This window comes from Rhodoligotrophos appendicifer, assembly GCF_007474605.1.
GTDB classification, from domain to species: domain Bacteria; phylum Pseudomonadota; class Alphaproteobacteria; order Rhizobiales; family Im1; genus Rhodoligotrophos; species Rhodoligotrophos appendicifer.
The window spans coordinates 816,444-829,938 of the sequence record NZ_VHKL01000001.1; the positions used below are offsets into that span (position 1 = coordinate 816,444).

At 60.6% G+C, this 13,495-nt stretch carries 13 protein-coding genes; 6 read left to right on the top strand and 7 right to left on the bottom strand.

Features of this window, described 5'->3' with window-relative positions; translation table 11 throughout:
• Positions 1–2: 2 nt before the first annotated feature.
• The 6 genes from FKM97_RS03885 to FKM97_RS03910 form a co-directional block, all read right to left on the bottom strand.
• Positions 3–1,181 (bottom strand): ABC transporter ATP-binding protein, encoded by a 1,179-nt coding sequence (locus FKM97_RS03885; protein ID WP_143957787.1) that lies wholly within the window; start codon positions 1,179–1,181, stop codon positions 3–5.
• A 32-nt stretch (positions 1,182–1,213) separates the two neighbouring features.
• Positions 1,214–2,506, bottom strand: a complete 1,293-nt coding sequence (locus FKM97_RS03890) for an ABC transporter substrate-binding protein (protein ID WP_143957788.1) — start codon at positions 2,504–2,506, stop codon at positions 1,214–1,216.
• A 152-nt stretch (positions 2,507–2,658) separates the two neighbouring features.
• Positions 2,659–3,384, bottom strand: coding sequence for a phosphonate metabolism transcriptional regulator PhnF (gene phnF, locus FKM97_RS03895; protein ID WP_170240728.1), 726 nt, complete (start codon positions 3,382–3,384; stop codon positions 2,659–2,661).
• 222 nt (positions 3,385–3,606) lie between these two features.
• Positions 3,607–4,944, bottom strand: a complete 1,338-nt coding sequence (gene clcA, locus FKM97_RS03900; protein ID WP_246104915.1) for a H(+)/Cl(-) exchange transporter ClcA — start codon at positions 4,942–4,944, stop codon at positions 3,607–3,609.
• 78 nt (positions 4,945–5,022) lie between these two features.
• On the bottom strand, positions 5,023–6,042 hold the full coding sequence (cydB, locus tag FKM97_RS03905; RefSeq protein WP_143957790.1) for a cytochrome d ubiquinol oxidase subunit II: 1,020 nt from the start codon (positions 6,040–6,042) through the stop codon (positions 5,023–5,025).
• Positions 6,043–6,048: 6 nt separating this feature from the next.
• Positions 6,049–7,452 (bottom strand): cytochrome ubiquinol oxidase subunit I, encoded by a 1,404-nt coding sequence (locus FKM97_RS03910; protein ID WP_143957791.1) that lies wholly within the window; start codon positions 7,450–7,452, stop codon positions 6,049–6,051.
• 430 nt (positions 7,453–7,882) lie between these two features.
• On the opposite strand from FKM97_RS03910, the gene FKM97_RS03915 reads away from it, so the two are divergent.
• Positions 7,883–8,818, top strand: coding sequence for a DMT family transporter (locus FKM97_RS03915; protein ID WP_143957792.1), 936 nt, complete (start codon positions 7,883–7,885; stop codon positions 8,816–8,818).
• 48 nt (positions 8,819–8,866) lie between these two features.
• Here the strand turns inward: FKM97_RS03915 and FKM97_RS03920 are convergent, their stop codons facing one another.
• Positions 8,867–9,118, bottom strand: coding sequence for a hypothetical protein (locus FKM97_RS03920; protein WP_143957793.1), 252 nt, complete (start codon positions 9,116–9,118; stop codon positions 8,867–8,869).
• A 307-nt stretch (positions 9,119–9,425) separates the two neighbouring features.
• Here FKM97_RS03920 and FKM97_RS03925 point away from each other — a divergent pair, with 307 nt between their 5' ends.
• The 5 genes from FKM97_RS03925 to FKM97_RS03945 all read left to right on the top strand — a co-directional run bounded on the left by FKM97_RS03925 (position 9,426) and on the right by FKM97_RS03945 (position 13,491).
• Positions 9,426–10,370 (top strand): BON domain-containing protein, encoded by a 945-nt coding sequence (locus tag FKM97_RS03925; protein ID WP_246104916.1) that lies wholly within the window; start codon positions 9,426–9,428, stop codon positions 10,368–10,370.
• A gap of 90 nt (positions 10,371–10,460) precedes the next feature.
• Positions 10,461–10,712: a hypothetical protein gene (locus FKM97_RS03930; protein ID WP_143957794.1), complete on the top strand. Its 252-nt coding sequence runs from the start codon at positions 10,461–10,463 to the stop codon at positions 10,710–10,712.
• Positions 10,713–10,826: 114 nt separating this feature from the next.
• Complete coding sequence (locus tag FKM97_RS03935) at positions 10,827–11,327, top strand: YciE/YciF ferroxidase family protein (protein ID WP_143957795.1); 501 nt, start codon at positions 10,827–10,829, stop codon at positions 11,325–11,327.
• 82 nt (positions 11,328–11,409) lie between these two features.
• Entirely contained in the window at positions 11,410–12,567 is a 1,158-nt protein-coding gene (locus tag FKM97_RS03940) for a YihY/virulence factor BrkB family protein (RefSeq protein ID WP_246104917.1), read from the top strand.
• Positions 12,568–12,669: 102 nt separating this feature from the next.
• Positions 12,670–13,491, top strand: a complete 822-nt coding sequence (locus tag FKM97_RS03945) for a class I SAM-dependent methyltransferase (RefSeq protein ID WP_143957796.1) — start codon at positions 12,670–12,672, stop codon at positions 13,489–13,491.
• The last annotated feature ends 4 nt before the right edge of the window (positions 13,492–13,495 follow it).

Consider the following 13,495-nt stretch of genomic DNA (forward strand, 5'->3'; position numbering starts at 1 on the left):
CGTCACTCCGCCGCCTGGAAGGTGGACTCCCGGAAGCCCGCTTTGGAAGGCTTCACATCGGCAGCCAGACGCTTCCCATGGGCATCGAACAGATGCAGATGCTCGGCCATCGGCAGGAGACCGACCGTCATCCCTTCGCCCAAGCCGGCCAGCCTGCTCGGCTCCACCCGCGCAACGACCAGAGTGTCCGTGTCGGCGACGGTCACATAGGCAAAGACGTCCGAACCCAGGAACTCGACCCGCCGGATCGTGCCTCGAATTGTCTCGGAGAGCTTATCGGCAACGATCTCGACATGCTCCGGGCGAATGCCGGCAAGCGTAACCATGCCGCCGTCGTCGACGCTGACGGGCTGCTGCCGGCCCGCGATGCGCAAAGTGCCCTGGGCATCGACTTCAGCCGGGAGAACATTGATGCGGGGCGAGCCGATGAAGGCTGCCACCCGCAAGTCGGCGGGTCGGTGATAGATCTCCTCGGGCGTTCCGAGTTGCACGATCTCGCCATCCATCATGACCGCGATCTTGGACGCCATGGTCATGGCTTCGACCTGGTCATGTGTCACATAGAGGGTGGTAACGCCGACTCGTCTTTGCAGCTCCGCGATATCGTGGCGGGTTTGTGCCCTCAGCTTGGCGTCGAGATTCGACAGCGGCTCATCGAGCAGGAAAAGCTTCGGCCGTCGGACCAAAGCCCTCGCAAGAGCCACGCGCTGTCGTTGACCTCCCGACAGCTGTCCCGGTTTGCGATCGATGAGGCCGCCAAGATCGACCATCTCGGCGGCGCTCGCTGCCGCCGCGACGATTGAACTGCGCTTTGCCCGAGCCGCCTTGCTGACCAGGGACGCTCCCGGCATCCGCTCCATCCGCGTCAGCCCGCGCATGACCAAAGGCAGGGAGATGTTCTGTCCCACGGTCATGTGCGGGTAAAGCGCATAGGATTGAAACACCATGGCGACGTCTCGAGCCTTGGGCGCGAGGTGATCGATGGAGTGGTCGTTCAGCCGGATCTCGCCCTCGTCTTGAGGTTCGAGCCCCGCAATGGTCCTCAGGAGAGTCGACTTTCCGCAGCCTGAGGGGCCGACGATCGCCAGGAACTCCCCGTCCTCTACGGACAGGGAGACGTTGTGCAGGATACGCGTCGACCCGAAGGACTTGCAGATCCCGCTCAGAGTGAGCGTGTTCATCGGAGGCTCCAGGCTTGCGGGATTTTCGAGCTTTACTGTTCCAGGAGCTCGTTCACCTGCGAGACCATCTCGTCGAGGGCGGCCTGCGGGGACATGGACTTGTCGACCACGGCCTGCAGATACTCGCTCATGACTTCGTTGATCTTGACGCCGTTCTGACCGGGGAACTGATACCACTCGCGCAGCTGAGGCAACTGCTCGATGGCCGTCATGTGGCGCGGCTTGTCGTCGAAATAGCCCTTGAGGAGAGCGGGATCGTCGAGCGCCAGCGTATTGACCGGGGTGTATCCGACGGTCTTGATGATTGCGGTGGTGCCTTCGGGACCACTCGCATATTTGAGGAATTTCCAGGCCGCCTCTTTGACCTTCGGATCGCGGTCCGTGGCGGTCGTGATGATGCCGACGGCACCACCCGTCACCAGTCCGGCAGGCTTGCCGTCAGGCGTGGGATAGAGCGCAGTCTTGAACCCGAAACGGTCTCCGATGGCGGATTCGTAGGACTTCAGCCGAGAGACGGAGTCGAGGAACAGACCGATCTTGCCGGCGAAGAATTGCTGACGCGCCGCCTGCTCGTTGATGACGGGCATGTGCCCCTCGTCAACCATGCGCTGATACAGTGTCAGCGCCATCAGGCCGTCCTTGCCGCCAAACGCGACCGTGCGGGTTCCGGGCTCCATGATTTCGCCACCGGCACCGTAGACCATGCCCTGAAACAACCAGGGACCGTTCAGGGTCGACCAGCTCTGATAGATGCCACCCACATCATTGCCGAGGGCAGCAATCTTGGCGGCCAGCTCGAGCAGGCCGTTCCAATCCCTCGGAATGTTGTTGGGGTCGCCGCCCGCCTGCTTGACGAGGTCGGCGTTGAAATAGACGACGGGCATCGACAGAGCGATGGGCAGGGCGACCTGCTTGCCACCCACTTGCCCGATCCCTTGTAGGGAGGCACTCCAGCCTCCGGCTTCGAAGGTTGACTTGTCAGCTGCCATGAGAGGCGCCAGATCGATTGCCAGTCCTCGATCGGCAGCAACGCCGAAACTGTTGAGGCCGAGATAGGCGACGTCGGGCATCTCGCCTGTGATCGATTCACGCAGCAAGGCCTGGATGGTGGCGTCGTAATCCTTCTGCGGCCCGCGATAGCTGATGCTGATGCCAGGATTCGCGGCCTCGAATTCGGACTTTATCTGCGCGAAGCCTGGGTCGAAGATTTGCGCCTGCGAATATTGGACGACGACCTGAACGCCGTTTGCACCGGCGACGGATGAGATCGCCATGACGCCGCTGATCGCCATCACCGATGCCAGCGTCTGGAACATCTTGATCATGAAAACCTCCCTGAGAGCGCAAGCCTATGCGCAGGATCCCCCTCGGCTGGCCGCAGGAGGAACAGTCATGACCCCGCCCACCGCTGGATCATGTCTCGGAGAGTCCTAGAGGACTGGCGTGACAGGTTGGTTACATCTAGATCAATATATGACTACGACGGAGTTGTATGGTCGATCAGCAGCTGGAATGCCCCACCCACAGATCGGCTGACGTCGTATTCGATCGGCGTTCCTTTGGCATCGACGTTCAGGGATTCCACCACCAGAACAGGCGCTCCACTCGGCAGCCGCAGCATTGCCGAATCTGCAACCGCGCAATGCTCGGCATGGATGCGCGACCATGTCCTATGGAACTCATGAACGCCGAAAGCTGCGAGCGCCTGAGAGATGGAGCCCGTCTTCTCGAAGCAGAGGTCGAGCCCGGTGAATCGTGCCGCCGGAAAATGGCGGGATGAGATGGCAACGGGGACACCGTCGATTTCGCGCAGGTCGTTGATCACGAGGCATGGCGCGCCAACGTCGAGTGCGAGATCCTCGGCCAGCTGCCTTGACGCCGCGATCGTCGAAGCATCCACCAGCCGTCCGCTCGACGTCATTCTCTGGCGTTCGATATTCGCGCTGAACCGAGTTCCGGGCCCGATGGGATAGTCAATCATCGGTCGGTGGACGAACATCCCGCGCCCCTGCTGGATTCGAATGCGGCCTCGCTCTTGGAGCGCCGCAAGCGCTTGGCGGACCGTGTGGCGATTGACGCCGAATCGAGTGGCGAGTTCGCTTTCCACAGGCAGCCGGCTCCCGGACGCAAACAGGCCGGCATCGATATCCCGCTCTATTTCCTTCTCGATCTGGCGCCAAAGAACCACTCCCGCGCGTCTCATGAACCTCTTGTTCCCACTGTGGCGCCAAGGCTTGGCTTGAAGTCCGTTCAGGCAGGCCTGCAAAGCCATGGACTGCAGGGGTGCCTTTTGAAAGCGCTCCGTCTCGATGGCATGACGATACAATTAATGCGGGGCCGTCTCGAAGAGCAAGCGCTGGCGACAGTCGAGGCACGATGGGCGGGGATGGTGCCCGTTGCTTCCCCTCCGCAGGAGCGGTCGATGCTACCCGAGACCGATGGGCTCCCGGTCCTTGGCGACGCGAGGGTCGATGCCGGCTCTCCTCAAAGTGCGATCGAGCAATTGCTCATAGATCGGCCGGCCACCGATCCATTGAGCCACGAGATCGGCTGTGACGCAGGTGATGAGTAACGGCAGAGCAAGTGTATAGGAGCCTGTGAGCTCAAGCGTCAGGGCCACGCCGACGATGGGAGCTCGAACCGAGGACGTGAACAAACCCCCCATGGCAGCAATCCCGAAGGCCATGGGCACGACACCCGCCTCGGGCATCGCGACGCTGACAAGTGTTCCGAAAGCGAGCCCGGAGCATACGGCGAGAGTGAGGATTGGAGCAAAGATGCCTCCGGGCACGCCGGTGGAGTAGCTGGTGACCATGGTGACATACCGAAGGAAGGCGAGCAGCAGCAGTGCCGTCACGCCCAGGTTCTGGGCTCCCAGCTGCATGATGACGTTTTCGCCGCCCGTGACCGCCTGGGGCAGCAGGATGAATGCGGCGCCAGTCAACAGGCCGACCACGGCGGGGTAGGCATAGGGAACCCGCGCCTGGGCTTGGCTGCCGAACTCGACCAGCCTCATGATGCCAAAGTTCAGAAGGACGCCGATGACCGCCAGCACGCATCCCAAGGGGACGAAATAGGGGAGGAGCCACAACGGGACCTCAGGCACCGTTATCGTGAGATCGGGTCCCACACCGCCGATTATCTCGGTGACGACGGTCGCCATGATCGAGGCAACGATGACCCCCATATAGGTTCGAAACGTGTAGGGAAACTGGCGGTGTGTCTCCTCGATGATGAACAGCACCGCAGCCAGCGGCGCATTGAAGGCGCATGCGAGTCCAGCGGCGGCACCGGCTGCCAGCAATCCGCGCCGATCGAGATCGGAAGTCTTCGAGAACTGCGACACGCCGGCTGCAACGGAGGCTCCGGTATGAATGGTGGGACCTTCGCGTCCGAGAACCAGCCCGGAGGAAATCGCCGTTATGCCGGCAACGAACTTCACGGGAAGGACCCGCAGCCAGTGAACGGTGCGGAGCCCCTCCATGGCGCCTTCGATTTCCTGGACACCACTTCCTCCCGCTTCGGGAGCAAACCGTTGAACGAGAAAGACTGCGAGAACCGTACAAGCCATGGTGATGAGGGCCGCCGCAACGACGAGCCACGGACCCTCGAGGACCCTGCCCAACCATTGTGGCCATTGGATCAGAAGATCGATCAAGAGGTGGAAGACCGAGCCGATCAGTCCGGCGCCAGCCCCGACGACAATGGCCAAGGCGACATAACGAGCGTCGTCCTTGCGAGAAATATCATTCTGATCCGCCAACAGTACTCCCCCGGCTAGGTCCGCCGCTGTTCCAGCGGGACCTTCGCGTCCCCCGATCCACTCCAGTCCCGCGCCTTCTCAGTGATAACCTTCTCCGGGCTTCAGCTTCCCCCGGAAGGTCCAGTAGATGAAACCGGTGTAAATCAGGATGATCGGAACCAGGGGAACGGCGCCGAGCAGGAGAAAGAGCTGGCTCTCCGGCACGGCAGAGGCGTCCCAGAGAGTGATCGTCGGCGGAACCAGATAGGGAAAGACTGAGATCGCCAGGCCGAGGAAACAGAGCAGAAAGAGCGCGACGGAAGAACTGAAGGTCTGCAGTCCCCTCGCATTGGCGATGCCCCGGGAAGCGAGCCAGGCGAACAGCGCCGTCAGCAGCGGCACGGGCCAGAGGTAATAGATCTCAGGCTCCTTGAACCAGCGGTCGGTCAAACCGGGGAAGGCCAGAGGTGTCCAGATCGAGACCGCTACGATGAAGGCGACGAGCAGGATGAGCGCGATAGGTGCCCAACGCTGGGCCTTCGCCTCCAGAGGCCCCTCGACGCGCATCATCAGCCATCCGGACCCGAGCAGCGCATAGCCGGCGACGAGGCCGAGCCCGCAGAGGATCGCGAATGGATGCAACCAATCGAAGGGTCCGCCGGCGAACTGTCCATCGACCACCGTGATGCCGTGGATGACCGTCCCGAGCACCGTTCCCTGGCAAAATGCGGCGACCACCGAGCCACCGGCAAAGGCGACGTCCCACCAGTGATGATTGGGTTTGGAAACGAATCGAAACTCGAAGGCGACGCCCCGGAAAACCAGTCCGAGGAGCATGAAGATGATCGGCAGGTAGAGGGCCGGCATGATGACGGCAAAGGCTTTTGGAAAGGCGATCCAAAGTCCTCCACCACCCAGGACCAGCCAGGTTTCGTTCCCATCCCAGAAGGGGGCGACGGAATTCATCATCTGATCCCGCTCGCCCTCTTCGCGGGTCCAGGGAAACAGGATGCCGATGCCGAGATCGAAGCCGTCGAGTACCACATAGAGGACGATGGCGGTCCCGATCAGGGCAGCCCAGATCAGGGGCAGATAATATTCGAACCAGAGGCTGTCCATGATTCGTCACTCCCCCGCATGAATGGCTTTGCGGCCGGCATCGTGGGCAGCCGACAGCGGTCTGAGCGCCGAGGCGTCGTCGTCTTCATGAGCGGAAACGTCGGGCCCGATGTCGAGAAGGCGGTTGATGTAGTAGATCCCCGCTGAGAACACGACGCCATAGACCAGCACGAAGAGGATCAGCGTCGTCAGGACCGCACCGGCCGTGACGGGGGAAATGGCATCCACCGTGCGCAGGATGCCTGTGGCGACCCAGGGCTGCCGGCCGACCTCGGTGGTAAACCAGCCCGACAAAACGGCAATGAACCCGATCGGCCAGGTTTGGGCCACGAAACGAAGATATTTCCCCGGAACGAAGAGTTTCCCCCTCCACCAGAGAAACGCACCGACGAGCACCGTCAGCATCATGATGCCCCACATGCCGATCATCACGCGAAAGGCAAAGAAGGGGATCACCACGGGCGGCCGATCCTCTGGAGGAAAGGCCTTGAGCCCCTTGATGGTGCCATCGAGCGAGTGGGTCAGGATCAGGCTGCCGGCATAGGGGATGGCGATCTGGAAGTCGTTTCTCTCTTCCTTCTCGTTCGGCCATGCAAACAGCACCCACGGGATCGGACCGGCCTCTTCGGCGGGCCAATGCCCCTCCATGGCCGCGACCTTCACCGGCTGATGTTCCAGCGTATTGAGCCCGCTCGCGTCTCCGAGAAAGGCCTGTACCGGAACCAGGATCAACAGCAGGCCGAGGCTCATATGGATCATGATCCTGGCCTTTTCGACCGCCTTGCCGGCGAGCAGCCACCGTGCTCCGACCGCGAAAATCACGAAGGCGGTCGTAATATACGCCGCCACCACCATGTGCCCGAGCCGGGTCGGGAACGTGGGATTGAAGATGATTTTCATCCAGTCCACGGGAACGGCGATCCCGTCTCTGATCTCGTGTCCGGCAGGAAACTGCATCCAGCTGTTGGCGGACAAGATCCAGAACGCCGACATGGTCGTGCCGACGGCGACGGCGACGCAGGCGACGAAGTGGAGCCACGGCGGCACTTTGTTCCAGCCGAACAGCATGAGGCCGAGGAACGTCGCCTCGAGGAAGAAGGCCGTAAGGACTTCGTAGCCGATCAAGGGGCCGATGACATTGCCCACAACTTCGGAAAAGCGGCTCCAATTGGTGCCGAATTGATAGGAGAGAACGATCCCCGAGACGACCCCCATGGCGAACGATACGGCGAAAACCTTCGTCCAGAAGCGAGCGAGCTGGTGGTAGTGATCCCGCGAAGTCGCCAGCCACATGCCCTCGAGAGTGGCGATCCAGGCGGCGAGGCCGATGGTGAATGAGGGAAAGATGATGTGGAAAGTGATCGTGAACGCAAACTGGATTCTCGCCAGGATTACGGGATCCAAGTCCATGCGCTGCGTCCTCCATTTCACACGCGGCGAGGCGGCAGGTCACCTCCACGCCGATCGTCTGGTCCTCGTGACCGTGCGTATTAAACTATACTGCGTAAGCTTGGTGCACAGTGAAATATCGATGAACGTTGCTAAATCACAGGGCGTATTCTTGGTTAACGGCGAAAGAATATAAGAAAATCGCGCTCCGGCTCATATCTGTTCAATGCACCGCCGACGTCGTTGACGATCAAAAACGATCAGTATGGGAATGACGTGCGTAAGCGATTGCTGGATGTGGACCATTTTCCGTCGTGGTGTGATTCGTTTTGGCTGCAGCAGAGTTCGGGATGAGATCATTGACTTTGACTGGTCCGAGCCTTAGACGACCTGCGCCTGTCGACCCTATCGACCCAAGTCTTATCGACTTTCCCAAGCTCACGGACAGCCCATGTCGGCCTCTCCCAGTGATGTCGGCCATGATCGCAGACGCGACAACATCGTCCGTGGCATCCTGCTGACCTTGGGCGGCATCTTCCTCTTCGCCACCCAGGATGCCGCTCAGAAGTTCCTCGTCCAGTCCTATTCGCCGTTCCAGATCACCATGATGAGGTTTTGGGCGTCCTTCGCCTTTTCCTTTGCCATCATGGTGCGCCAAGGGGAGATCCGCGGCGCATTTCGGTCGGGCTCGCCAATATTGCAGGTCCTGCGGCCCATCTTCCTTGTCGTCGACATCTGGCTGTTCAGCTTCGCATTGCAAACGATCTCCCTCGCCGAACTCCAGGCGATCTTGTTGATCTATCCGCTGATCGTGACCCTCGTGGCCATTCCTCTGCTCAAGGAGAAGGTCGGCATCTTCAGGATGGTGGCGGTCTGTGTGGGGTTTCTCGGCGCTCTGGTCATCGTCCGTCCGGGCGGGGTCCCCTTCGATTTCGGCGTTTTCTGTGCGATTGGCGCTGCAGTGACCTACGCCCTTTATATCGTCCTGACCCGGAAGGTGTCCGAAACCGACTCCACGGCGACCAGCATGTTTTACGTGGGCGTGATTGGGCTGATCATGACCTCGGCCGTCGGCATTTTCTTCTGGCAGCCGCCCGACGCGGCGTCCTGGGCGCTCATTCTCTACATCATGGTCACGGGGTGTGTTTCACATGCGATGATCATTGCCGCCTTGGGAATGGCACCAGCCAGTGTCCTTCAGCCCTTTAACTATACATCGCTGCCCTGGGGGATTTTGCTCGGATACGTGCTCTTTGGCCAGATGATCGACCCCATTTCGCTGATGGGAGCCATCGTCATTATCGCGGCAGGCCTCGTCGTCATGGCCCGCGAGCGGATCAAGAAGATCCGCCCGGTGACGAATCCGCCTCTTCCCGGCAAGGATTGAGCGTCGGGAACGGTGGACGGGAACGGCCGAACTGTTTCGGATCGCTGACTAGTTGGCGGGCGAACCGGATCTCTGAGCGCCGGTGATGACCTTCTTGCAATCAGGATTGAGGTCGCGGGCTCTTCGGAACAGGCATTGCTTCACCTCTTCCGCGCTGGGAATGAACTCGCTGCAGAGGCGGATCGCATCGGGAATGCAGGCCGTACGTTCCTCTGCCGTACCCTCATACTCTTCAGCGAAGGCCGGACTTGCGGTGAGAAAAATCGCCGAGGCGACAGCGGCAGCTCCCAATGTGGCCATACGACAACGCACGCGCGAATCCCTACACTTTGAAAGCTGACAGCGAACTATGCGGGGGCGCCATACAATTGGCAACCGTTTAACCTCGAAGTCGATGCGGAACATGCGACGCTCTCGTTCTGGAACGCAGCCTCGGCTGTATGACGAGGACCGGGCTGCAGGATCTTAGACTTCCCGCATGAATGATTGGTGAGGAACGCAGGTCACTCTGACGGATCGAAGCTCGGGCGAAGCCTGCCGGCAAATTATGGAACAGGGAGAGACGCCTCACGTTGGTTAACAGGAAACTGGTAACTAGGAGGATAAGATGTCTGCCTCTGATCGGTGGAGAAATGAAGGTCGCCATCGCGACGACGAGTTTTACAGATATGGTCGCGAGCGCGACACAGATGACGATCAGGCGATGCACAGGTCGCGGGATTACGCGCGCCGAGAGGGTAGCCGCAGCAATCATTTCGGAAGCGGCCGTGAGTCCCACGAAGATTATGGCGGCCGGGGAAGTGACTTTTCCGGAAGTGGCTTCGGCCAGGACAGGAGTTTTGGTCGCTCCGACCCCGGGCGCGGCTCCTCAGGCTGGCGCGAGGACGACCGGGACACCGGTTCTTTCGGGTATGGGAATTATGGCCATTCCGGCCCATTCGGCTCGTCGGTCCGCCATGAGCACAACGAAGATTTCCGTTCGGGCTATCGCGGAGGTTCCGGAGGTGACGACTGGCGGGGCCAACCCTCTAGAGGCCGAGGCTACGGACAGGGTGATCACCGCCGCCGCTATGGTGAAGGCGACTGGGGTGACCGTCATCGTGATGACGATCGCGGGTTCTGGGACAAGGCATCGGACGAGGTGTCCTCATGGTTCGGTGACGAGGATGCCCAACGTCGTCGCCAGCAGGATGAACATCGCGGCCGCGGACCGAAAGGCTACACCCGATCCGACGATCGCATTCGCGAGGATGTAAATGACCGTCTCACCGACGATTGGCGCGTCGACGCTTCCGAGATCGACGTTAAGGTCTCGGGTGGCGAAGTGACGTTGTCGGGCCACGTGTCCAGCCGTGATCAGCGGCGCCGGGCGGAGGATATCGCGGAGTCTGTCTCCGGCGTCAGTTACGTGCAGAACAATATGCGCGTGAAGGATAACCGGACCGTTGGGACCACCGGGTCGTCCCAGGCAGGAGCGGCTGGCAGCGTTGGCCAGTCCACGGCTCCCGGTCAGCAGGCGGGAACGACGACACGCGGGTCCGGTAACTCGTAGCGAGAGACAAAAGGGGCGCCTGGAAGGGCGCCCTTTCCTTATGGGCATACCGCTTGCATCGGCCACCGAAGGGAAAGCGGAGTGGCGATCATGGCGGGGAATGTCATCAGCTTAGGTGGGGCCATCGTTCCGGAGGAAGCTCAGGCCAACGCTACGCTCGTCGAAGAGCTTGAGCGCCTGCTGGAAGCAGCCAAGGCCGGGGAAATCATCGGAATGGCAGGCAGCTATGTGCACAAAGGTCGTGCAGCCTCCTATTCATATGCTGGAAATGTCGGCGGCTTTGCCATCATCGGCGGCCTCGAATGCGCCAAGGAACATCTGGTGCGGCTGGCCCTGCTCTAGCGTCGATGAGCAAAGAAAGATCTTGCTACGGTGAAAAACTGGTGATCCGGACATTTGATTCGGAACTCCTCTATTCGGCCTGAGTTCTCAAGGCAGGCATAGTGGAGGCAACAGATGGCCAAATCACCGAAAACTCTCGACGACCTTTTTCTTGATTCCCTGAAAGACGTTTACTTCGCTGAAAAGAAGATTCTGGTAGCGCTGCCGAAGATGGCGAAGGCCGCACAGAATTCCGAGCTCAAGGCGGCGTTTGAAAAGCATAAGGGGGAGACCCAAGGCCAAGTCGAACGGCTTGAGCAAGTATTTCAGCTCCTGGACAAGAAGCCACAGGGAAAGACGTGTCCTGCAATTCTCGGGATCATCGAAGAGGGTACCGAGATCATGGAGGAATACAAGGGATCGCCCGCTCTTGATGCTGGCCTTCTGGGCGCGGCACAGGCTGTGGAGCATTACGAGATCACTCGATACGGCTCCCTGCGTGCCTGGGCCACGGAACTCGGCATGAAGGATGCTGCTGCTCTGCTGCAGCAGACCTTGGACGAGGAATCGGCCACCGACCAAGCTCTGACGCAGCTTGCGACATCAGTCGTCAACATGCAGGCCGAAGCTGCCTGATCCTGAGAGGGCTCCGACGCGAGCCCTCTTTCTTTTCGCGCTTGTCGTTTGACACAATGGCAGCAGCTTTCCGGAGGCGAACGTGGCGCCAGGTGTCGATGCCCCTCCTGGGGGCGATTCCAAAAAATCGGCTTGGTTGCTGGCGTTCGCGCTCGGTATGAGCGTCGGTAGCCTGTTCTCAGCCCGGCCGTCCCGGCAGCGGCCGAGCAGGATCGCGTCGGACAGGGGCGCGCGCAATCCTGCTTCCTCCGATGCACGCGTCCCGTCGGATCTCGACCGGCATCATGGTCACCAACATGGCCGGGGGAGATCCGCGGAAAAGCCGAGCAGCATGCCGGCCAAGGGCTGGAAGGATATCCTGTTTCGCGTCTACCGGGAGTTTTCCGACGACCGGCTCCTCGCCGTGGCCGCTGGTGTCACGTTTTACATGCTTCTGGCGCTCTTTCCCGCAATAGGAGCCTTCATCGCCATCTACGGTCTTTTTGCCGATCCGGTGCAGATACAAGGTCATCTGTCGGCGCTTTCAGGGGTGTTGCCCGAAGGCGGGATCACCATCATTGGTGAGCAGGTGCAAAGCCTCTCTGCTCAGAAAGGCTCGACCCTTGGGATCGGTGCTGTCACGGGAATTCTCATTTCCCTCTGGAGCGCCAACACCGGCATGAAGGCGGTATTCGACGCCCTCAATGTCGTCTACGAGGAGGAGGAAAAGCGCAGTTTCTTGCGGCTCAACCTCATCTCGTTGAGCTTCACTCTTGGGTGCATGGTCATTGGGATCGTGGCGATCGCTGGAGTGGTTTTCGTTCCGATTATCCTCAATGCAGTTGGGCTCGGGGGGTCTGTTCAGGGTGTCGTGATCTCCCTGGTGCGATGGCCGCTCATGCTCCTCTTTTTCGCGGCCGCAATCGCCGTCCTTTATCGCTATGGCCCGAGCCGGAGTCGCGCGAAGTGGCGCTGGGTGACATGGGGGGCCATCCTTGCCGCCGTGCTGTGGCTGGGAGGCTCGGCTCTTTTCTCCTGGTATGTGTCGAATTTTGGATCCTACAACGAAACCTATGGATCTCTGGGGGCCGCGGTCGGTTTGATGATGTGGATGTGGCTCTCGACGTCCATCGTTCTGTTATGCGGCGAGCTGAATGCAGAACTGGAGCACCAGACGGCCATGGACTCGACGGCCAAGCCTCACCGGCCACTGGGTGAACGTGGCGCGCAGATGGCCGACACGGTGGGTGCCCCGCAGTAGCGTTCTGACCTTCCTCAAAATGATTGAAGGCCCGGCCTGTATCTCCTGTGACGGGTGCCCACAACGCGCCTAGGATGCCCTCCTGTGTCGTCAGGAGAAGACATGTCGAACCCAAGCGGCAGCTACATCATAAGGGGTGGAAAACCGGGCTTCGAACGGCTTCGCCTCCTGACCTCGGTGATGTCGCCGGGGACGCGAGCTCTGCTTCAAGAAGTGGGCATCCCCGAAGGTGCCCGAGTGCTGGATTTGGGAACCGGCAGCGGGGGCGTAGCCCGCGAGCTGGCCAAGAGGGTGGGTCCTGCGGGGACCGTTATTGCGCTCGACATTGATCCCACCCAGATCGCATTGGCGAAATCGTCAGAGGCGGGGGAGGCGGACGACCGTATTGAATTTCAGCAGGGTGATGTCTCGGACCCGGCACTGATCGGCAGCTTAGGGCCTTTTGACGTGATCTATGCCCGATTTTTGCTGTCCCATTTGAGGGTGCCGGACGAGATTGTGCACGCAGCTGCGGCTGCCCTGGCTCATGGGGGACGAATGATCGTCGAGGACGTCCACTTTGCCGGGCATTTCTGTCACCCGCGGTCGGAAGCCTTCGAGAGATATGTCGAGCTGTATGGCGCCGCGGCGCGACAACGCGGGGCGGATCCGGATATCGGTATCAGCCTGCCGCATCGCCTGTTGCAGGCCGGCTTGCAGGATGTGGACGGGCGGGTGAGTCAACCCGCCGGGTGTCAGGGCCCAGTCAAACAGATTGCCGCCGTGACGTGGCAGAACATTCAAGACGCAGTGATAGACGGCGGGCTGGTGTCGGAGGATGAGGCGCGGCATATCCTCGATGAGTTGATCAGGCTGGCTGAAGATGACGCCGTCTTCATGACCACTGCGCGCGTGGTCCAGGCTTGGGGGCGAAAGTCCTCCTGATCGT